This window comes from Janthinobacterium sp. DSP2-3-3 (assembly GCF_049897325.1).
Lineage (GTDB): Bacteria > Pseudomonadota > Gammaproteobacteria > Burkholderiales > Burkholderiaceae_D > Janthinobacterium.
Genome location: NZ_JAFCWA010000001.1, coordinates 189597 through 209746, shown reverse-complemented (window position 1 = coordinate 209746; position 20150 = coordinate 189597). Strand labels below are relative to the sequence as shown.

The 20150-nt window shown below is 63.3% G+C and carries 21 protein-coding genes and 4 tRNA genes; 16 read left to right on the top strand and 9 right to left on the bottom strand.

Going from position 1 to position 20150, the window contains the following annotated elements:
• Window positions 1-171: 171 nt before the first annotated feature.
• Window positions 172-2661: an ATP-binding protein gene (locus ACP7DE_RS01120; RefSeq protein ID WP_426070353.1), complete on the bottom strand. Its 2490-nt coding sequence runs from the start codon at window positions 2659-2661 to the stop codon at window positions 172-174.
• 425 nt (window positions 2662-3086) lie between these two features.
• Between ACP7DE_RS01120 and ACP7DE_RS01115 the strand changes: the two genes are divergently transcribed.
• The 4 genes from ACP7DE_RS01115 (at window position 3087) to ACP7DE_RS01100 (ending at window position 3716) form a co-directional block, all read left to right on the top strand.
• Window positions 3087-3163: transfer RNA gene (locus tag ACP7DE_RS01115), tRNA-Arg, on the top strand.
• Window positions 3164-3245: 82 nt separating this feature from the next.
• Window positions 3246-3322: transfer RNA gene (locus ACP7DE_RS01110), tRNA-Arg, on the top strand.
• Between the two features lie 78 nt (window positions 3323-3400).
• Window positions 3401-3477 (top strand) — tRNA-Arg (locus ACP7DE_RS01105).
• Window positions 3478-3639: 162 nt separating this feature from the next.
• Window positions 3640-3716 (top strand) — tRNA-Arg (locus ACP7DE_RS01100).
• A gap of 55 nt (window positions 3717-3771) precedes the next feature.
• On the opposite strand, the gene ACP7DE_RS01095 is transcribed toward ACP7DE_RS01100, so the two are convergent.
• Window positions 3772-4647 carry a helix-turn-helix domain-containing protein gene (locus ACP7DE_RS01095; protein ID WP_426070352.1) on the bottom strand — a complete coding sequence of 292 codons (876 nt, stop codon included), beginning with the start codon at window positions 4645-4647 and terminating at the stop codon, window positions 3772-3774.
• A gap of 115 nt (window positions 4648-4762) precedes the next feature.
• On the opposite strand from ACP7DE_RS01095, the gene ACP7DE_RS01090 reads away from it, so the two are divergent.
• A complete protein-coding gene (locus ACP7DE_RS01090) occupies window positions 4763-5734 on the top strand; it encodes a phytanoyl-CoA dioxygenase family protein (RefSeq protein ID WP_426070351.1) in 972 nt (323 codons plus the stop codon).
• A 94-nt stretch (window positions 5735-5828) separates the two neighbouring features.
• The gene (locus tag ACP7DE_RS01085) at window positions 5829-6974 is read left to right on the top strand and encodes an alpha-hydroxy acid oxidase (RefSeq protein WP_426070350.1); all 1146 of its coding nucleotides are present in this window, start codon (window positions 5829-5831) and stop codon (window positions 6972-6974) included.
• On the opposite strand, the gene ACP7DE_RS01080 is transcribed toward ACP7DE_RS01085, so the two are convergent.
• The 4 genes from ACP7DE_RS01080 to ACP7DE_RS01065 form a co-directional block, all read right to left on the bottom strand.
• Window positions 6971-7477 (bottom strand): AAA family ATPase, encoded by a 507-nt coding sequence (locus tag ACP7DE_RS01080; protein ID WP_426070349.1) that lies wholly within the window; start codon window positions 7475-7477, stop codon window positions 6971-6973. The genes ACP7DE_RS01085 and ACP7DE_RS01080 overlap by 4 nt on opposite strands.
• Before the next feature lie 196 nt (window positions 7478-7673).
• The gene (locus ACP7DE_RS01075) at window positions 7674-8480 is read right to left on the bottom strand and encodes a DUF6624 domain-containing protein (protein WP_426070348.1); all 807 of its coding nucleotides are present in this window, start codon (window positions 8478-8480) and stop codon (window positions 7674-7676) included.
• 10 nt (window positions 8481-8490) lie between these two features.
• Window positions 8491-9153, bottom strand: coding sequence for a hypothetical protein (locus ACP7DE_RS01070; protein WP_426070347.1), 663 nt, complete (start codon window positions 9151-9153; stop codon window positions 8491-8493).
• A gap of 9 nt (window positions 9154-9162) precedes the next feature.
• Window positions 9163-9927 carry a CPBP family intramembrane glutamic endopeptidase gene (locus tag ACP7DE_RS01065; RefSeq protein WP_426070346.1) on the bottom strand — a complete coding sequence of 255 codons (765 nt, stop codon included), beginning with the start codon at window positions 9925-9927 and terminating at the stop codon, window positions 9163-9165.
• Between the two features lie 179 nt (window positions 9928-10106).
• On the opposite strand from ACP7DE_RS01065, the gene ACP7DE_RS01060 reads away from it, so the two are divergent.
• The 7 genes from ACP7DE_RS01060 to ACP7DE_RS01030 all read left to right on the top strand — a co-directional run bounded on the left by ACP7DE_RS01060 (window position 10107) and on the right by ACP7DE_RS01030 (window position 15013).
• Window positions 10107-10670: a GNAT family N-acetyltransferase gene (locus ACP7DE_RS01060; RefSeq protein WP_426070345.1), complete on the top strand. Its 564-nt coding sequence runs from the start codon at window positions 10107-10109 to the stop codon at window positions 10668-10670.
• A gap of 19 nt (window positions 10671-10689) precedes the next feature.
• The gene (locus ACP7DE_RS01055; RefSeq protein ID WP_426070344.1) at window positions 10690-11229 is read left to right on the top strand and encodes a GNAT family N-acetyltransferase; all 540 of its coding nucleotides are present in this window, start codon (window positions 10690-10692) and stop codon (window positions 11227-11229) included.
• A complete protein-coding gene (locus ACP7DE_RS01050) occupies window positions 11226-11939 on the top strand; it encodes a response regulator transcription factor (protein ID WP_426070343.1) in 714 nt (237 codons plus the stop codon). Before ACP7DE_RS01055 ends, ACP7DE_RS01050 begins: the two co-directional genes overlap by 4 nt.
• The gene (locus tag ACP7DE_RS01045; protein ID WP_426070342.1) at window positions 11932-13155 is read left to right on the top strand and encodes a sensor histidine kinase; all 1224 of its coding nucleotides are present in this window, start codon (window positions 11932-11934) and stop codon (window positions 13153-13155) included. The genes ACP7DE_RS01050 and ACP7DE_RS01045 overlap by 8 nt, the downstream gene beginning before the upstream one ends.
• Window positions 13156-13228: 73 nt before the next feature.
• A complete protein-coding gene (locus tag ACP7DE_RS01040) occupies window positions 13229-14110 on the top strand; it encodes an alpha/beta hydrolase family esterase (protein WP_426070341.1) in 882 nt (293 codons plus the stop codon).
• A 55-nt stretch (window positions 14111-14165) separates the two neighbouring features.
• A complete protein-coding gene (locus tag ACP7DE_RS01035) occupies window positions 14166-14504 on the top strand; it encodes a hypothetical protein (RefSeq protein WP_426070340.1) in 339 nt (112 codons plus the stop codon).
• Complete coding sequence (locus ACP7DE_RS01030; protein WP_426070339.1) at window positions 14501-15013, top strand: DUF1993 family protein; 513 nt, start codon at window positions 14501-14503, stop codon at window positions 15011-15013. Before ACP7DE_RS01035 ends, ACP7DE_RS01030 begins: the two co-directional genes overlap by 4 nt.
• Before the next feature lie 3 nt (window positions 15014-15016).
• Here ACP7DE_RS01030 and ACP7DE_RS01025 read toward each other — a convergent pair whose 3' ends face one another.
• The 3 genes from ACP7DE_RS01025 to ACP7DE_RS01015 are packed head-to-tail and all read right to left on the bottom strand — an operon-like array spanning window position 15017 to window position 17405.
• Window positions 15017-15472, bottom strand: a complete 456-nt coding sequence (locus ACP7DE_RS01025; protein WP_426070338.1) for a hypothetical protein — start codon at window positions 15470-15472, stop codon at window positions 15017-15019.
• Complete coding sequence (locus tag ACP7DE_RS01020; RefSeq protein ID WP_426070337.1) at window positions 15469-16446, bottom strand: D-2-hydroxyacid dehydrogenase; 978 nt, start codon at window positions 16444-16446, stop codon at window positions 15469-15471. The genes ACP7DE_RS01025 and ACP7DE_RS01020 overlap by 4 nt, the downstream gene beginning before the upstream one ends.
• Window positions 16443-17405, bottom strand: a complete 963-nt coding sequence (locus ACP7DE_RS01015) for a LysR substrate-binding domain-containing protein (RefSeq protein ID WP_426070336.1) — start codon at window positions 17403-17405, stop codon at window positions 16443-16445. Before ACP7DE_RS01015 ends, ACP7DE_RS01020 begins: the two co-directional genes overlap by 4 nt.
• Before the next feature lie 189 nt (window positions 17406-17594).
• Between ACP7DE_RS01015 and ACP7DE_RS01010 the strand changes: the two genes are divergently transcribed.
• The 3 genes from ACP7DE_RS01010 (at window position 17595) to ACP7DE_RS01000 (ending at window position 20149) form a co-directional block, all read left to right on the top strand.
• A complete protein-coding gene (locus tag ACP7DE_RS01010) occupies window positions 17595-17765 on the top strand; it encodes a hypothetical protein (protein ID WP_161789575.1) in 171 nt (56 codons plus the stop codon).
• Window positions 17762-18622: an alpha/beta hydrolase gene (locus ACP7DE_RS01005; RefSeq protein ID WP_426070335.1), complete on the top strand. Its 861-nt coding sequence runs from the start codon at window positions 17762-17764 to the stop codon at window positions 18620-18622. The genes ACP7DE_RS01010 and ACP7DE_RS01005 overlap by 4 nt, the downstream gene beginning before the upstream one ends.
• A 279-nt stretch (window positions 18623-18901) precedes the next feature.
• On the top strand, window positions 18902-20149 hold the full coding sequence (locus tag ACP7DE_RS01000; protein WP_426070334.1) for an efflux RND transporter periplasmic adaptor subunit: 1248 nt from the start codon (window positions 18902-18904) through the stop codon (window positions 20147-20149).
• Window position 20150 lies beyond the last annotated feature (1 nt).

Sequence of the window (20150 nt, the reverse complement as noted above, 5' to 3'; positions counted from 1 at the left end):
CCACTGATGGCAGCCAAGGCTGCCTGTTTCCTGCCTGCCGTGCAGGTGCGCTTCTGCATTTCAGTGTAGCAAACTTCAGCTTAGTTGCTTGTAGGACAGTGCCGCGTCTGCAAGTAGGAAGGCCAACCCACAAAAATAGTCATTTTATTCTGCACTATGTATTTCTTTGCATTATCTTTTTAAGGGCGGGGCGATGATGCGCGTCGCGGCAAGTTGCGCCACGGCCGCCACCAATTCGGCCGGGTCCAGCGGTTTCGAGACCCAGGCCTGGAAGCCGCTGGCCAGCGCCCGCTGGCGATCCTGCGGGTGCGCAAACGCCGTCAACGCCAGCGCGGGCAGCCGGGCGGCATCCGGGGAAGCGTGCGCGCGGATGTGCGCCAGCAAGTCGAAACCGTCGGCATCGGGCATGCCGATGTCGCTGACCAGCACGTGGGGCTGCAGCTGCTCCAGCAGTTGCAGCGCTTGCGCCACGCTGGCGGCGCCATGCACTTCGGCGTGGTTGTCGCGCAGGATGCGTGCCGTCAGTTCGCGCGCATCGGCCTCGTCATCGACCAGCAACACCCTGACGCCGCGCAAGTCAGGGCGGACGGACGGGGTGCTGTCCGGCTGGCGCGCGGCAGCGGCCGGCGTGTCCAGGGGCAGGCGCACGGTGAAACTGGCACCTTGCATGTCGCCGGCGCTGCTGGCCGTGACCGTGCCGCCATGCTGCTCGACCAGGTGCTTGACGATCGCCAGCCCCAGCCCCAGGCCGCCATGCCGACGCGTGGTGGAGGCGTCGGCCTGACGGAAGCGGTCGAATACGTGGGGCAGGAAGTCTTTCTTGATGCCCACGCCGTTGTCGGCCACCGTGATGGCCAGACGGGTGGTCTCGCGGCGCACGCCGATATCGACCCGTCCCCCTTGCGGCGTGAACTTCAGGGCATTCGACAGCAGGTTCCAGATCACTTGCTGGATACGGCCGGGGTCGGCCGTGATGTTGCCCGCATCGCTGGCGATGCTGCTGTGGATGGCGATGTGCTTGGCGTCGGCCGCCGGGCGCAGGGTTTCGATGGCCGAGGCAATGACGCTGGCGGGCGCGAGGGTTTGCAGGTCGAGCAGCACCTTGTCGGAGGTAATGCGGCTCATGTCGAGCAAGTCTTCGATCAGTTGCGCCTGCGCGCGCGCATTGCGTTCGATGCTTTGCAGGCCACGGTGCAGGTCGGCCTGGTCCCGCGTGCCGCGCCGCAGCACCTGGGCCCAGCCCAGGATGGCCGACAGCGGCGTGCGCAGTTCGTGCGACAGGGTAGCGAGAAAATCATCTTTCAGCTGATTCGTGTGCTCGGCCTCGGCGCGCGCCTCGCGTTCGCTGTCGAGCAGCACCTTGCGCTCGTCGGCGGCACGCGTGGCGGCTGCGTACAAGCGTGTATTGTCGAGCGCGATGGCGGCCTGGGCCGTAATGGCCGAGACGATGCGTTCGCTGCGCGCGTCGAACATGCCCGTCTGCGGATGGCCCAGCAGCAAGCGCCCCAGCAACAGACCCGAGCGCGAGCTGACGGGCAGGCTCAGGCAACTGCGCAGCGGCGGCGCGCCGTCGGCGCTGGCGTCGGGCACGGTCAGCAAGTCGTTCTGGCGCATGGCCGGTCCCTGGCGCAGTTCCACGGCAATGGCATCGGCCTGGTGCAGGCTGATGCCGTTGACGGCGCGTGCCGTGGGCAGGGCGCCCGGGTTGTCGTGGATATCACCCGCATGGTCATAATAAAAGGCGCCGAAGCGCGCGCCGCTGATGCGCGTGGCCGCATCGACGGTTTCCTGCAGCAGGGCCGGCAAGTCGAGCGTGCCGGCCAGGGCCGTGCCCGTGTTATTGAGCAATTCCAGTACGCGCGTCTCGTCGCGCAAGGCTTCCTGCGCGTGCTTGACCTGGTCGACGTCGGTGCTCGTGCCAAGCCAGCGCAGCAGCTGGCCATCCCGGTCGCGCACGGGGTTGGCGCGCGTCAGGAACCAGCGGTACTGGCCGTCGGCGCCGCGGATGGGAAATTCCATTTCGAAGGGCGTGCCATCGCGCAGGGCGGCCTTCCAGCCTTGCAGCATGGGTGTCAGGTGCCGCGCGTCATAGGCGATGCTCCAGCCCTCGCCCGCCATCTGTTCCGCGCGGGTGCCCGTGTAGTCGTGCCAGCGCTGGTTGTACCAGGCAATGGTGCCGTCGAAGCTGGCGATCCAGGCCAGTTGCGGGAGGGAATTGGCCAGCGCGCGCAAGTTTTCCTCGCTCTGGCGCAAGCTTTCCTCGGCCGCCTTGCGCTGGCTGATGTCCTGGATATATGTGGTCAAGCCTTCGCTGGACGGGAAGATGCGCACTTCCAGCCAGCGGCCCAGTGGCCGATACAGCAACTCGAAACTGCCGCTGTGCTGCTGCGCCATGGCGCGCCGGTACGGCTCTTCCAGTTGCGTGCCCTGCAAGCCGGGGCAGGCTTGCCACAGGCTGTTGCCTGCCAGCTGGCTGCCGGGCGGACGCTGCGGCGCGAGCATGTCGGCACCGCGCGTATTGATGTAGCGGATAGTCCAGTCGTGGTCGAGCAGGCAAAAGCCGTCGGTAATGTTTTCCAGTAAGTTGGCCACGCGCTCGTCTGACAGGCTCAGCGGCGCTGATGGGGGTAGCAGATCTTGCTTGCGGTCATGCTTAGCCATCGGAAATCCTGCAACGGTGAGTCTGCCGCACAGGCTGTTGCCCCGTCGGGCCGCCATCGCTAAGCTCAGTTAGTGGGGCATGATGGCACCGCCTGCCGTCATGCATGAGAGGAGGCACAAGCGCCCCTGTCTGGCTGGTATTGTAGCCCCAAGCGGCGCGCCGCCACCGCACGCTTGCGTGCCGCCTGCAGATAGCACTGGACAGGCGGGAAGGCAGTCCCTATAATCCCGCTTCTTTCGAGACAGCAACTTCTCGATGCGCTGGACGGCACTGTGAAAGCAAGTCTGTCCAACGATGAAAGGCGTAGGCTTTTCGGCAGTGAAAAGAGGCTTGGTGGTGCGGGGCGGTATTCTGCAAAATCAGCTAAGCGATTGAAAAATCGAACTTTTCAAAGCGAAATGAATACGCTATAATGTTTGCCTGCGCGGCTGTAGCTCAGCTGGATAGAGTACTTGGCTACGAACCAAGGGGTCGTGGGTTCAATTCCTGCCAGCCGCACCAGAATACTAAAAATCAGACTTTGACTGGTTTTGTTGTAAAAAGTTTTGCCTCCATGCCGTATTGGAGCTGTTGTAGAAGTTTTGCGGCTGTAGCTCAGCTGGATAGAGTACTTGGCTACGAACCAAGGGGTCGTGGGTTCAATTCCTGCCAGCCGCACCAGTATTACCGGAACGGAGTTCGCTTCGTTTTGATGAAAGTTTCAAGCTTCGCGCCGTCCGGCGAAGTGTGTCAAAGTTTGCGGCTGTAGCTCAGCTGGATAGAGTACTTGGCTACGAACCAAGGGGTCGTGGGTTCAATTCCTGCCAGCCGCACCAGTATCAGCAGTAGTGAAAAAAACCCGGAAAGTTCACTTTCCGGGTTTTTTTTCGTCCTGACGGCAGGTGGGGCAGGGGCCATGCTGGTGGCCTGGGCAATTGTGAAATATCCGCACCACGCCCTTTGCCATTCTGCAAAGCCCTGCTATAATCTTGTCTTAGGCGGCTGTAGCTCAGTTGGATAGAGTACTTGGCTACGAACCAAGGGGTCGTGGGTTCAATTCCTGCCAGCCGCACCAGAATATTGGGGGTCAGATTGTAAAATCTGATCCCCTTTTTCGTTTCCGAATGGTTTTACGCTGCACCTGTGGCGCCGCGCCGGTATTGCAGGCGAAATGCGCGCGGCGTGACTTGCCTGGCGGCGCGGAACTGGCGGTTGAAATGCGCCAGGTTGCGGTAACCCGCCTCTTGCGCGATGACGGCGATGGCCAGGTTGCTTTCGATCAGCTGTTGGCAGGCGCGGCCGATGCGCAGCCGCGCCAGGTACTCGCCCGGCGTGCAATGCGCGTGGCGCTTGAAACAGCGGTGGAAGGCGCCCAGCGACAGGGCCGCCCGCTGCGCCAACGTCTCCAGTGCAATCTCTTCCCGGAAATGTGCGTGCATGAAATCGAATACGACCTTCATTCGCTGTTGCTGCGCATCGGCATGCATCGGCGCCAGCGCTTCCGAGGCCAGCGGTTGGGCGGCTCCATCGCCCGCCAGGTCCAGCAGCACGTCGAGTAGCAGCGGCAGGCGTTGCGGCGCGGGCAGGGCCTGCAATTGCAGCAGTTTGGCCGCGCTGCGCGCGCTCGTTGCCGACGAAAAGTGCAGGGCCGGCCCCGCGCGGGCCGCCAGTTGCCGCAAGCCGTGCAATTCGGGAAAACAGGCCGCCAGTTGTTCCAGCCACTCCAGCGAAAACCACACGACGACGGCCAGCATGGGCTGCGCGCTGTCGATGCGCTCGCTGGCCGACCACGTGTGCGGCAAATTCGGCCCCAACAATACCAGGTCGCCCGGTTCGAAATCGCCCAAGTGGTCGCCGATGTAGCGTTGTCCCCGGGCATTCACCGTCAGGGTCAGCTCGAACTGCGGGTGGTAATGCCAGATGAAGGGAATGGTATCGAGTTCGCGCCACAGCAAGCCCCAGGAGTGGCCGGCGGGTATCGTGACTTGTTCGAATAAAGGCGTCATTATGACGTTTTGAGGGTGCGAATAGTCAGGATAGTATCAGTATTAGCCGCTCGGCGCGCATTTCAGCTGCCCGTGCCATTGCACAATCTGTCTCACACCAACACAGGAGACAGCGATGCAAAACCAGGTTCAGCATGTCAACCCGCAATACGGCGAAGGCCGTCCCGGCAACCCGTCCGTGGCCTACACGGAACAAACCCAGTTGCGCGACATCCAAAAACAGCTGCCGCTGCGCGTGCTGTCCGCCAGCGATTTCTTGCACTGGCAAACCTACGGCTACGTGATCGTCAAGGATGCGGTGGCGCCCGAGCAGGTGCGCCGCACAACAGATTTCCTGTGGGAATTCCAGGGACTCGACCAGAACGACCCCGCCACCTGGAACCGGGACCAGCTGCGCGAGCACGCCATGCAGGAACTCAACGGTTCCGGCATGGTCGAGGCCTATCACCACCAGACCCTGTGGGATAACCGCCAGACGCAGCGCGTGGTTGACGCCTTTGTCGATATCTGGGACCGTGTAGACCTGTGGGTGACCATTGACCGCGCCAACCTGAACACGCCGAACAAGGGCAAGCGCAAGTTTGGCGGCTTCATCCACTGGGATGCCGATACCACGCTCGACCCGCTACCCGTCAATGTGCAAGGCGTGCTGGCCCTGTCCGACACTTCGTCCGAGAGCGGCGGTTTTCAATGTTATCCAGAACTGTTCAACAACTTGCTGGCATGGCGCGCACAAGCGCCCAAGGAGCGCAACCCGTGGCAGCCGGACCTGACGACGGTGCCGTACCCGATGGAATTCATCGCCATGAAGAAAGGGGAGTTGTTGATCTTTAACAGCCTGCTGGCGCACGGCATCCGTCCGAACACCTCCACCGACCAGGTGCGTTTGGCGCAATACATATCCTTCACGCCCGCGCAGGGAGACAAGCTAGCCTTGCGCGACTGGCGCGTGCAAAGCTGGCGCGAACGCAGCGCGCCGCAAGGCTACGCATTTCCCGGCGACCCCGAGGAAAAGGAAAAGCTGCGTTATCCGCAAGCGCGCCTGAGCGAACTGGGCGAGAAGATCCTCGGCGCGCGCGGCTGGTAAGCGTGGTGCCAGATCCGGTGGCATTGCCTGCCGGATAGACAATTGCGGGTAAATGCACGATCATGGTCCGACTTGCCATCGACCGAGGAAACGCATGAGTATCATCACCTGCATCGAAGACTTGCGCGTGCTGGCCCAGAAACGGGTACCGCGCATGTTTTACGACTACGCCGACTCCGGTTCCTGGACGGAATCGACGTACCGCGCCAACAACAGCGATTTTGCCAAAATCAAATTCCGCCAGCGCGTGGCTGTCAATCTGGAAAACCGCAGTCTGGCTTCGACCATGGTGGGCCAGCACGTGTCGATGCCGGTGGCCCTTTCGCCCACGGGCTTGACGGGCATGCAGCATGCGGATGGTGAAATCCTCGCGGCCCAGGCCGCCGAGCGCTTCGGCGTGCCGTTCACCCTGTCGACCATGAGCATTTGCTCGATCGAGGACGTGGCGGCGAACACGAGCAAACCGTTCTGGTTCCAGCTGTACGTGATGAAGGACCGCGAATTCATCAACCGCCTGATCGACCGCGCCAAGGCGGCCAAATGCGGCGCGCTGGTGCTGACCCTGGATTTACAAGTGCTGGGCCAGCGCCACAAGGACTTGCGCAACGGCCTGTCGGCGCCGCCGAAATTGACGATTCCCAACATCCTCAACATGGCCACCAAGCCGCGCTGGGTGGCGGGCATGCTGGGCACGAAACGGCGCGGCTTCGGCAACATCGTCGGCCACGCCACGTCCGTCTCCGACATGTCATCGTTGTCGGCCTGGACGCAGCAGCAGTTCGATCTGAGCCTGTCGTGGGCGGACGTGGAATGGATCAAGCAGCGCTGGGGCGGCAAGCTGATCATCAAAGGCATCATGGACCCGGAAGACGCGCGCCTGGCCGTCAACAGCGGCGCCGACGCACTGATCGTCTCGAACCACGGCGGGCGCCAGCTCGACGGCGCTCAATCGTCGATCGAAGCCTTGCCTGCCATCGTCGACGCCGTCGGCAGCCAGATCGAAGTGCACATGGATGGCGGCATTCGCTCGGGCCAGGACGTGCTCAAGGCCGTGGCCCTGGGCGCGAAAGGCGTCTACATCGGCCGCCCATTTTTATACGGCCTGGGCGCCATGGGCGGCCCGGGCGTGACGCGCTGCCTGGACATCATCCGCAATGAACTCGACTTGACGATGGCCTTTTGCGGCTTGCGCGACTTGCAGCATGTGGATAAAAAAATCCTGCTACCGGGAACGTTTTAAGCGGCCACGCGCACGACATGAAAACCTTCGGCCGCTGAAGGCGGCACGAAGTGGCGCGTGATGGCGTCAAAATCAGCATCGCTGGTGGAGAACGGGTGCAATCCGCTGGCATTGCGCTGGCGCGAGCGCGCCTTGCATTCCTCGTCCGACACGTCCAGGTAATGCAGCACGTGCTGCGTGCCCGCCTGCTGGAACAGTTCGCGCATCCAGGCGCGGCTGGCCGGCGTATTTGCGGGAAAATCCAGCACGACGGACGCGCCCGCCTGCAGCATCTGCAAGCACAAGGGGGCGATGGCCGCGCGCAGCCGCGCCGCGCATGCCACGTAGTCGGCCAGGCTGGCGATCTGGCCCGGATACAGCTGCGCCAGCAAGCTGTCTTCGCTGATGTGCACGGTCTGCGCCGCGCTGGCTAGCCGGACGCTTAAGGTGGATTTTCCGGACGCGATCTTGCGGCACACCAGGTGCATGATGGGGGAGTCGTTGGTGCTGGAAGTAGAAAACATGGTCGCTCGCTCAGATGGGGGAAACATAGCCTGCGAGACGTCTTGACCAGTTGTAGCATACCAAAGCCGCCTTGCAGGCGGCTTTGGCAATCACACTCTTGCTAAGCCACCATCGTTGGAATGGCGGCAATAATCGATGGCAGGGGCGGGAATGGCGATTGCATGGGACAGGGATGCCATGCGGCCGATGGCGTTGTCAATTGTCCTGTTCGAATAACTGCCGGTATTGTGTATAGGGTTCGAGTCCCATGCTGGCGCGGCGCTGATCCAGCCGCTGCGGATCGTGGATGGGGAAGGGGACCGTCTTGCCGGTGCTATCCGTGCGGAACTGGCTGCCGTACAGCTGCGGCTGATTGTCGTTACACAGGTCGCGGTCGATCGCCAGTGCCAGCTTCGATGGCGTGATCTCTCCCCGTGCCGCTGCTGCGCGCATCAGCGGCACGCTGCTTCTCAGAAAATGTTCCGAGCCGTGCTGGGCAATCAGCCAGGCGCTGCCCGCTGCCTTGTAGCCCACCATTGTTTGCGTGGGCCAGCCCTTGCTAGCGATGATTTGCTGCAAGCGTTGCTCGCGTGCGCCATCCGTGGCCAGCATGCGCTGGCGTGTGGCCAGGTCCGGCCCCGTTGGCGGGAATCCCGCGCGCAGTGCTTGGTCTTCCTGTTCCATGGTCCGCAATTCGGCTGCCAGCGTCGCTTCGGGCACTGCCGTCGGATACAGCAGGAAGTCCAGCGCGCCCGCCGTGGCTGCGCTGAAGATGAGCTTGGGTTCCGCTTCCCAGTCGGGCGATTGCAGGAGCAGTGCCAGTGTGGCGCCTTCTGGTACATCAATGCGGTAGCGGCCATTCTCGACCGTGCCATGTATTTGCGGCTCGCCGTGCATGCGCTCGGCAACGATGGTGATGGCTGGCGGCAACGGTGGGCCGTTGCTGCGGATGGCGCCGCGCAGTTCGAAGGCGCCCGCATGGACGCTCCAGCACAGCAGGATGGCGAAGGTCAGGCGTGGCATGGGAGTCCGTTCAAGAATGGGGGATGTCGAACAAGGTCCAGGTTTCACGGAACGTGGCCGCATCGAGCGGCTGCGCATGCGGGTCGTCGGGCTGGAACAGGCCACCGATCAGCATATCCTGGATGGCGCCCGTGAAACCGCCATACGCGGCGCGGCCCCACGGGCGTCGCGTGCGGGCAAAGACGACGGCGTCTTGCCGCGCGGCCAGTTGCGTCAAGGATTGCCGCAAGGCGGCGGCTGCATCGGGACCCATGTCCGTGGCGATGGCGCACACCAGGCGCTGGCCGAATTGCAGGGGCTTGCCGGCCCGTCCCAGCAGCGATTCATTGGCCAGGGCGAGGAACAAATCGGGTGCCTGGTCGTCCTTTTCGCAGGTCGTCCACGATGGCGCCCACGCTTCCAGGCTCATGAAACGTGCATCTACCGTCTCCGCCGTGTGCGTCCACTTCGCGTGCGATTTATCGTCCCAGCCCAGGCGGCCAAAGGCAATCGGTTTGCCCTTGGGATTGTATTGATGGCTGCGCACGCCGGTCTTGCCCCGCGTTCCCGCTCGCGCCACGATAGCATCGAGGCTGGCGGCAAAAGGTGCCCATTGCGCCGCCTCCCACAGCGGTGCTGCATCGGGCGCGGCCAGCAGCAGGAACACTTCGTAATCATGGGAAAAAAACGCCATGCGGATTCCCTATGGTTGTAGTTGAGATATGACCGCCCTCTGGCTGGGGCGCAGCAGGTAGATGCCGTACAGGCACAAGGGCAGCACGGCCAGCAGGGCGATATATGGCAGGATGGACACGCCATACTCGGCCGGGTTCGGCAAGGTGGCCGTCACCAGCGCGTAGTCCCACAGGCCATGCACGAGCACCATGGGCCATACCGAACGCGTGCGCAGGCGGATGGCTGCATAGCCGATGCCCTGCAGCGTGGCGGCCACCGCTTGCCACAGGGCGCCGCTGACGTCGCCCGTTGCCAGGCCGTTGGCCGTATGGGCCAGGCCGAACAGCGCCGAGGACATCAACACGGCGGGCCAGACGGCATACCGGTCGAGCATGCCCTGTAGCAAGATGGCGCGGAACATCAGTTCTTCCGAGATGGCCACCAGCGCCGCATTGCACGCCACGATCAGTAGCACACGGGGCTGCGGCCAGCCGCCCGCCCAGGCCAGCAACAGCATCAGCAGCGCATACAGCAGCGGTGGCCAGACCAGCCACAGCGTTTTCAGCGGCGGCGCGCGCATGCCCGCCGCGCGGCGCCGGCTTGAGGCCAGCAGCAGCGCCAGTGCGAACAGTGCGGCCAGCGCCCACGACAGGCCGATACGGCCGGTGACGGCGGCGCCCGGCAAGGCGTAGCCGGCGGATTCCAGCCAGCGGCCGCCCAAGCTCAGGCACAGCCAGACGGCCAGTGCGCCGATGGCGAGCGGCATGGTGAGGTGGATTCTAGGGATGGGCATGGTCGGCTTCGGTGTGTGCTGCGTCTTTTATGGCGTGCATAAGCGGAGCATGAAGTTGTATCAATGATATGGGGAAAAATATTGCCATGGTACATTAAAGGCACCGCCACAAAATTGCCACATCGTTATTTTGCATGGAATAATGAGTATTCGTCCGTTTGCCGCCAGACTGGAGCGCCATGACCTACAGCAAGACCATCACCACTGAACGATTGATTCTGCGCAAGCCGCAGCCATCGGATGAAGCGGCGCAATTCGCCATGCATGCGGATCCCGAAGTGATGCGCTATTTCAGCGAACCGCCGTGGACCGATGCCGGCCGCGCGGCGCGCCAGATTGCCGAAGACCTTGCCGCTTTCGAAAACGAAGAGTTCTTCCGCTTCGCCGTCGAGCTGAAGGCGACGGGTGAATATCTGGGCAGCTGCAGCCTGTTTTCCGAGCACCGCCAGAACCGCCGCGCCGAGATCGGCTATGCGCTGGGCCGTCCATACTGGGGCAAGGGCTATATGCACGAAGCCTTGTGTGCGCTGCTGGAATTCGCCTTCGTCGAGCGCGACCTGAACCGCCTGGAAGCCGATATCGACCCGCTCAATGCCGGTTCGGCCAGCGCCCTCGAGCGCCAGGGCTTCAACAAGGAAGGCTTTTTGCCCGAACGCTGGATCGTCGGCGGCCAGGTCAGCGATTCAGCCCTGTACGGTTTGCTACGGCGCGAGTGGGAAGCGCGGCGCAAGGGCGCCGCGTGAGTCATTGCAGAAGCGAACGATGAAACCGCCTGACTTGCCCTGTTCCACCCATCCACTGGTGACCTTGCGCCACCTGGAACGTACCGACGCGCCCGCCTGGTACGCGTATCTGGCCGACCCCGCCGTCATTGAACACACGAGCTGGGACTTGCGTTGCATCGACGATCTGCAGGTCAATTTCGATGATTACGCATCGGCCGCGGCGTCTTCGCCCATGCGACTGGCCGTCGTGCTGCGCGACGGCGGCCAACTGGTGGGGACCATCGGCTTGAATGCCATTTCCCCCCAGCATCGCACGGCAGAGATCGCCTACGACCTGGCGCCCGCTGTATGGGGGCAGGGCGTGGCCACGGCCGTCGTAAACGCTGTCGTGGACTGGGGCTTCCAGCGCCTCGGCCTCCTGCGCATCCAGGCGACTGTGCTGGAGAGCAATGAAGGTTCGATCCGCGTGCTCGATCGCTGCGATTTTGAACGGGAAGGCTATCTGCGCTGCTACCGGCAAGTCCGTAGAAGATCCGGCAACTTCTGGCTATATGCGCGCATTGCCGATGTTCCATGAGCACGCCTCCCTTGAGCATCCTGCTGGTGGAAGACCACCTGGCCATCGCGCGCCAAGTACTCGACTTTCTCGACGGCTTGGGCTGGCAGACGGACCATGCTGGCACGGGGGCGCTGGCGGTGCAATTGGCCACGAGCAACAGCTATGACGTGGTGCTGCTGGACCTGAACTTGCCCGACATCGATGGCTTGCAAGTGTGCCGCGCCATCAAGGCGGGGGCGCCCAGCAATGTGCCGATCTTGATGCTGACGGCGCGCGATGCGTATGAAGACAAGGCGCGGGGCTTTCGCGATGGCGCCGACGATTACCTGACCAAGCCGTTCGACTTGCGCGAACTGGCCTTGCGCTGCGAAGCGCTGGCGCGCCGGCAGCAGTTGCACATGCACCAGGAAATGCGCGTGGGGCCCTTCACCTTGCAGACGCGCGCAGGGCGCGCCCTGTATGGCGATGCGGCGCTGCCGCTGACGCAGACGGGCTTTAAAATCTTGCTGCTGCTGTGCCGCGAACATCCGCACGCCGTATCGCGCTCGGCCTTGCTGCAGCAGTTGTGGGGTAGCCGGCCGCCCGATAGCGATGCCCTCAAATCGCATATCTACGCGCTGCGCAAGCAGCTGGAGTTGCTTGGCGGGGCTGGTGCGGCAGGCGTGCTGGTGACCATACCGCAGCTGGGCTACCGCCTTGCCTTCGACGCGGCGGCCTGCGATGGCTAAGTCGATTCGCCGCCGCCTGTTCGCGGCCCTGGCCGGTTTCACCGTCCTGCTGTGCCTATGTTACACGGGCTTGGCGCTGGTGATTGCCTACGTGACGGAAGACATGCTGGTGCAGCGCCTGCTCGAGCGCGAGGCGGCGGCCGTCAGCATGCGCTTGCGCCAGCACGGCAAGCTGACGCCGTCTGGCAGCGACCTCATCACGGTTTATGGCAGCTACCTTGCATTGCCTCAAGCGGTGCGTGAGAAGATGCCTGCATCGGCCCCGCGCGCGGAAGTGTTTACCACGACTGGCCAGCATTATCACGTGCTGGCGCTGGACCTCGTTGCCGCGGGCCAGTCGCGGCGCGCGTATTTGCTGGCCGACGTGGCGCCCGTGCTGGTGGTGTCGCGCCTGGTGCCGCAAGTGGGCGGCGTCGTGCTGGGCGTGGCGCTGGCGCTGATCGGCCTGGCCCTGCTGCTGGCCTACTGGCTGGCGCGGCGTCTCGTGCAGCCCTTGCAGCGCCTGGCGCAGGAGGCGCGCCAGCTGGCGCCCGGCAGCGCCGTCCATTTCAGCGAGCGCGACCGGCCAGACGAGATCGGTTTCCTGGCGCGCCGCCTGGAAACCACCTTTGCCGACCTGCAGGCGGTCTTGCAGCGCGAACAGTCCTTCGCGCGCGACGTCAGCCACGAACTGCGCACGCCGCTGACCTTGATGCACAACACCCTGGCGCTGGCCGGGGCGCAGCCCTTGGGCGTGCAAGAGCGGGCGCAGCTGGAGCAGGGCGTCGACGACATGCGCGCCACCATCGAAGTGTTGTTCGCACTGGCGCGGGCCGAGCAGCTGCCCGGCGAGTTGGTGGAGTTGCGCGGCTGCATAGAGCAATGCCTGTTACGCCTGCTTGACGATTTTGCATGGGATGCCGACTTGCTGACCCTGGCGCTGCCCGAGCGGCTGGATGTGGCCGGCAACGGGCAGCTGGTCATGTTGCTCATCAATAATTGCCTGGCCAATGCCCTGTTCCATGGCGGCGCCGATTGCCGCCTCAGCATTACGTTTGCGCAAGGCTGCCTGAGCATCGTCAATACGCTGCGGGCGGGGCAGCCGCGGCGCGTCCAGGGTTTTGCGCACGGCCAGAACCTGCTGCTGCGCCTGGCCCAGGCCATGCGCTGGGAGATTGCTTTCCACCCCGGCGCGACGCAGTACCGCGTCGCCATCATGCTGGCGCAACAAGCATAAAGACGCTGGATTTCACCGCGATTTCACCTGACCCTGCTTATGCTGGCTGCTCTTTTATTCTGAAGGGAAGCCCATGAAAATTGCCATCAAGCTGTTGATCCTGTGCAGCCTGTCCACGCCCGTGCTGGCCCAGGTGCAATCGCTGCAGCACAAGGAGGAAAAACGCCGCTACATCGTCTACACGCCCGCCGCCTATGATAAAGCGCCGCAGCAGGCGTTTCCCGTCGTCTTCAATTTCCATGGCGGCGGCATGAGCATGGCGGAACAAATGCTGTACACGCAGATGAACGGGGCTGCCGAGCGGCACCAGTTCATCGTTGTGTATCCGCAAGGCATCAAGCAAGACTGGAATGTGGGCTTCGGCATGGATTACCTGGCGGGCACGGACGACATCGGTTTTACGCAAGCCATGTTGAGTAAGCTCAAGCAGGACTACCGCATCGATGACAAGCGCGTGTATGCCACGGGCTTGTCGCGCGGCGGTTTCTTTGCCCTGCGCCTGGCGGCCGAGCTGCCCCAATACTTTGCTGCCGTCGCCTCGGTGGGCGCGCCCATGCCGGAACCGGTACAGCAGCATCACCAGAAGACGGACAAGGTCGGTATGCTGTTGATACAGGGGACAGCGGACAAGGTGGTGCTGTTTGAGGGCAAGGCTGCCAGCTACCTGTCGGCCGAAGACACGTTCGGCTACTGGCGCAGGCACAACGGCATCGAAGGCGTCATGCCGCAGCCGCGCCTGATGCCTGGCCCTGCTGGCGACGTCACGCAGGTCAGCTGGCGGGAGCAGGGGAGTGGTGCTGGCGGCGCCAGCGTGGCCTTGATCCGCGTCGAGGAAGGCGGTCACACGTGGCCCGGCGCCGATGCCTTCAATATCGGACTGCCCATCGGCAAGACCACGCGCGCCATCGATGCGAATGAGGTTATTTGGGAATTTTTCAGCCGCCATCGGCGCTGACGCCATGCTAGGATGGCGTTCATCGCTGCAGTGCTATGCGGCAAATGAAGGGAGCATGGTGGCAATCTCAGAAGCAGGTATCGCGGCCATGGCCGAGGCGATCTTCGCCAAGCCCGGCGCGGCCGTGGCGCAAGCGTATTCGGCGCCGGAGCATGAGACGCTGCATTTTCACTCGCCCGAAGAACTGTGCGGGTATGCAGTCGGGCTGGAGGCCGAAGGCGCCAGCGAGGTGCTCCTGGCCATGCATTACCCGGACATAGGCGGATACTTTGCCCCGCGCCGTAGCGCCCTCGACCCGGCCAAGTGCTGCGGCCTCAGCTACCGCCATGTGTGCGAAGGCTGGGGCGTCATCCGCGTGTATCTGCGCTTGTCCAGCGGCAAGGGCCAGTCATGAAGGACTTGATGCCCATCCATCCCGCCACCATCTTTTGCCGTTCCCTGGCGCAGCTTTCCGCCATGCTCGACAAGACCGGCACCGCGCCGCAGATGCTGGCGGCGCGTTTGCACCCGGACATGCTGCCGTTCGCCCAGCAAGTGCGCGCGGCCGTGAGCTTTTCCCTGCGCGGCTGCTGTCCGCTGGCGGGGCTGGACGTGGCCGATTTCAGTACCGCCGCCAGCCTGCAGGAACAGATCGCGCAGACCATGCGCTACCTCAAGGACATTCCCGCAGAGTGCTTTGACGGGCCGCCCGGACGCATCTGCCGCGACCGCGCCGGCTTCGCCGACATCGCGCTGCCGGCCGATGCCTATTTGAATTTGTACATTCTGCCGAATTTCTATTTTCACTTCAGCATGGCGTATGCGATTGCGCGCAGTGCAGGCGCGGCCATCGGCAAGGGTGATTTCGACGGTTATCACTTGTATGCGCCGGGATTCAGCTTCGAGCGGCCCGCCGCGCCGTAGTGCCTACAAGCCCGCGTCTTTCCACGAAGCCAGTCCCAGCCGCTTCAGCAGCCGGCCCGACAGCCCGCAACTCCAGCAACTGATCTGGATTTGCCGCTGCCGCTCTTGGTTCGCATGCCAGGCTTGTTCTGCGTAATCGAGCAGGGCCTCGCTGAGCGGGGACGCGTCGGCCACGGGCGGCAGCCGGCTCATCAGTTCGAACACGCCATGGGGCACCTGCTTGATCTGCAGCAAGCCCGTCAGCACTGCGCGCAGCACGGCGCCGTCGATGGCGCCGCAGGCTTGCGTGTAGCGCTGTTGCCAGAACAGGCTGCGCGTCTGCCACAGGGCCAGCAGCGCAGGCACGTCGGCGCACTGCAGTTGCCCGATCAGCGCATCCGCCTCGAGGAACAGGTCGAGGCGGTCGTATTCATCGTCGTCGCTGCACAGCAGTTCATCGAGTTCGTTCAGCAGGCTCATGCCACCACATTCACCGGCGCACCCCGTTCAAACGCTTCCACGTTGCCGATCAAGATGTCGGCCAGCGTTTGCATGGCTTCCCCGCTGGCCCAGGCCGTGTGCGGCGTAAGGATGAAGTTGGGCAGGCGTAAATTCAACAGCGGGTTGTCGGGCAGGGGCGGCTCCTTGGATAGCACGTCGAAACCGGCGCCGGCGATCACGCCACGGGTCAGCGCCTCGGCCAGCGCCGCTTCATCGACCAGGCCGCCCCGCGCCGTGTTGATCAGGAGGGCTGTCGGCCGCATGCGCGCCAGTTCCTTGGCGCCAAGGATATTGCGCGTCTTGTCCGTCAGCGGCAGGTGCAGGCTGAGCACGTCGGAAGTGGCCAGCAATTCATCGAACGTCACTTGCGTCACGCCCTCCTCATCGATGGGAGAACGGTTGTGCACGATGACGTGCATGCCGAAGGCGCGGCCCAGTTGCGCCACGGACTTGCCCAGCGCGCCATAGCCGAGCAAACCAAGGCGGCTGCCGGCCAGGTCGCGGATCGGGTGGCCGAACAGGCAGAAGCGGTCCGATGCCTGCCACAGACCCGCTTCCACGTCCGCCCGGTAGGCGACCAGCTGGCGGCGCAGAGCCAGCATCAGCGCCAGCGTATGCTCGGGCACGGTGGCGCGCGCATAGTCGCGGATATTCGCCACCACGATGCCCCGTTCGCGGCAGGCGGCCAGGTCGAGGATATCCGTGCCGGTGGCGGCAACGGCGATCATTTTCAAGTCGGGCAGCTGGGCCAGCTCGGCCGCGCGCAGCGGCACTTTATTCGTGATGACGATGCTGGCGCCTTGCAGGCGGGACACCGTCAGCTCGCTGCCCTTGGTGTGTGGATACTCTTCCCAGTTGTGCGCGAAGGCGGGCGGGCGCACGGTGGCGATCAGGCTGTCGCGGTCGAGAAAGACGATGCGGTGCGGGTGCGGGGATGTGCTTGTTGCGGTCATGGCTGTGCCTCGGTCTGGGTGGCGCGCGCGCTGGGAAGACTGCTCTTGCCCTTCAGTTGCGTAGCCGGGTGGTTGATAAACATGTCGGCGACCCATTCGACGAACACGCGCACCTTGGCGGACAAATGGCGGTTGGGCGGATAGATCACGTGGATGGGCAGCGGGTCGGATTCCCATTCGCCGAGCAATTCCACCATTTTGCCCTGTTCTATCAGCGGCGCAAGCATGAAATGCGTCATTTGCACGATGCCCAGGCCGGCCAGGCCGGCTGCCGTGTAGGCGTTCGAGTCGTTCAAGGCGATATGGCTGGGCATGGCGATCTGGATGCGTTCGCCGGCGCGCGTGAAATCCCATTCAAACGTTTTACCCGTTTTGGCGGAGAAAAAATTCACGCCGCGGTGGCGCGGCAAATCGTTCGGATGCAGCGGCGTGCCGTGGTGCGCCAGGTAGCCTGGTGCGGCGCACGTCATGAAGTGCAGCACGCCGACCCGGCGCGCGATCAGGTTCAGGTCGCCCAATTCGCCGCCGCGCACGGCGCAATCGACCCCTTCCTCGATCAGGTCGACGGGTCGGTCGCTGCAACCGAGTTCCAGCGAGATGTCCGGGTAGCGGGCAAAAAAATCGGGCAGGGCGGGGATGATCAGTTCGCTGGCCAGGGCCGTGGGGGCATCCACGCGCAACCGTCCGCTGGGGCTTAGGCGCGTGCGCGACAGCGATTCCTCGGCCTCGCGCACGTCGGACAGGATGCGCACGCAGCGTTCGTAATACGCGGCGCCGTCGGAGGTGATGCTGACATGGCGCGTGGTGCGGTTGAGCAATTTAACCGACAGGCTCGCTTCCAGCGACTGGATCAGGGTCGATACGGTGGCTTTCGGCAACTGCATGTTTTCCGCCGCGCGCGTAAAGCCGCCCGCATCGACGACTTGGATGAAAACTTCCATGGCTTGCAGCTTGTTCACTTGATTTCCTATCACTTTATGCCAGATTATTCAGAATCCTGAACAATCAATTCGTCATTGCACTCTTTATCAGATTGTAGATCAAGTCTATAGTTGTTGTACTGCAGCATAAATGTGATGCCGCAGGAAGTTCACGGGAGAAAAATCATGGGTCATCGGAATGGAATCTTTGCACTGCTCGCTCTGGCTATGAGCTCGCTTGCTTTGGCCGCGATGGTATCGACGGATGCGTACTCGATGGCGGCGCAAAGCGAAGCCAGCGGTTATAGCGCCCTGACCCATGAAGTGGGCGGCGTCGCCCTATTGTGCCTGAACGACACGGTGCTCGATGTTGCGGTGCAGCCGGTGGTGGCGCAATGAGCTTTGCCGAGACCGCAGCCGAGCTGGCACCTGGCCAGGCGCTGAAGATACGCGACATCCAGGTGCAGGGGGCGCAGGATGCGCTCGCCGCGCGCGTCTACACGGCTGGCGTGCCGGGCGCCAAGCAGTCCAGCCTGATCGTCTTCTTCCATGGCGGCGGCTTTGTCGACGGCGACCTGGACGACGCGGATGACTTCCTGCGCTGCCTCGTGCTGAGCAACCCGGACCACGTGGTGCTGGCCGCGAACTACACGCTGGCGAAGGTGCGGCCATTCCCCGCCGCCGTGGAAGACGCGCATGCCGTGCTGCTGTGGGCAAAAAAGAACAAGTCCAAGCTGGGCTGGACGGGCAAGCAGATGGTAGTGTCGGGCATCGAAGCGGGCGCCAACCTGGCCGCCGTGTGCGCCATGATGTCGCGCGACCGGGGCGGACCGCCCCTCGCGGGCCAGGTGCTGATCATGCCCATGCTCGACCCCGGCCTGTCGACCTGTTCGATGCGCCACTTGCCGACCTGTCCGGACCTGGCGGAAGTGGCGGACCAATGCGCCGCCGCCTACCGTGGCTACTTGCCGAATGCCGCTGACCGTACCCATCCGTACGCCTCGCCATTGCAGTCGAGCCGCCTGAAGAACCTGCCGCCGGCGCTCATCCTGTCCAGCGAAGATGACCCATTGCGCGACGAGGCTGAACAATACGGCAGCAAATTGATCGCCTGCGGCATCAAGACCACCGTGCGGCGCATGGCCGCCGCGCCGCTGCAAGACGCGACCGCCCGCAATGAGTGCGCCTGCAAGGTGCAGGTATTGAGCGAAATTGCCAGCTTTGTCGCTGGACTGGGGCAGGAGCCTGAGTCATGACGCCGCCTTCTGCGGCGCTGTAAAAAATTACACCAACTAGTTTACTTTTTGATTTTCGGTTGCTACACTACGCAGTGTAGTTCCCATCTTGTCTGCGTTGTGCGCTCGCACAGCCAGCTTCGTCGTCCCCGTCCGCTTTTAAGCAGCTGGCGGCCTGTTTACCTTTGATCGAGCGCCGTCGGGCGCCATGGCACCACCATACGCTGCAGTTTCCACTTTTAGTTGGCTTGCTTCCTGCCGTCCATACCATTAGAAATTTTCATAAAACAGGGAAATAAAATGAAAAACGTTCAACAATTTTCCACCTTGGGTACCTTACTCAAGCCCATGGCCGCTTCGCTCGCGCTGGCAGGACTGGTGGCCGTGAGCCTGGCTGGCTGCGATTCGGCCAACAGCAAGGTGCCCGACGCGCCAGCGGCCGGTGGCCCGCCTATCTCGGCCGCCACCGTCATTGAAAAACAGATCACGGAAACCCAGGAATTCTCGGGCCGCCTGGAAGCGATCGAGCGCGTGGAAATCCGCTCGCGCGTCGGCGGCTTCATCACGGCCGTCAACTTCAAGCCGGGCAGCGAAGTGAAGAAGGGCGAGGTGTTGTTCGTCATCGATCCGCGCCCATTCCAGGCAGAAGTGTCGCGCGCCGAAGGCACGGCCGCCTCGGCCCGCGCCAAGGCGGAACTGGCCAAGCTGGAATTGTCGCGCGCTGAAAAGCTGCTGGCCGAAAAAGCCATCGCCCAGCGAGAATTCGATGAAAAGGCTTCGGGCTTGAAAGAGCTGGACGCGAACGCCCGCTCGGCGCAAGCCGCATATGAAGCGGCCAAGCTGAACTTGTCGTACACGCAGGTGCAGGCACCGATCAGCGGCCGTGTCAGCAAGGCGGAAATCACCGTCGGCAACCTGATCGACGCTTCCGCCATCTTGACTTCGGTGGTGTCGACGGACCGCATCTACGCCAGCTTCGACGGCGATGAAGATACGTATCTGCGCGTGGCCGGCACGGCGCAAAAGGGCACGCCCGTCACCGTCAAGGTGGGCCTGGCCAACGAAACGGGCTTCCCGCATGAAGGCAAGCTGGAATTCGTCGACAACCAGCTCGACCCTGCCACGGGCAGCGTGCGCATGCGCGCCACCTTCGCCAATGCCGAGCGCCAGCTGGTGCCCGGCCTGTTCGCGCGCATCCAGCTCGACGGCGGCAACGGCCCGCAGGCGCAAAGCACGGCCCTCTTGATCAGCGATCGCGCAGTCGGCACGGATCAAAGCCGCAAATACGTGTACGTGGTGGGTGCCGACAACAAGGCTGAATACCGCGCCGTCAAGCTGGGCCCGAACTCGGACGGCTTGCGCGTGGTGCGCGAAGGCTTGAAAGCGGGCGAGAAAGTCGTCGTCAACGGCTTGCAGCGTGTGCGCCCCGGCGCGCCGGTGACGCCGCAGATGGTGGCCATGGATTTTGACCCGACCGCGCCGGTCGCCCCTGCGAAACCTGAAGCAGCCAAGATCGCCGCCAAAGCAGCATCGACTTCCAAGGAATAAA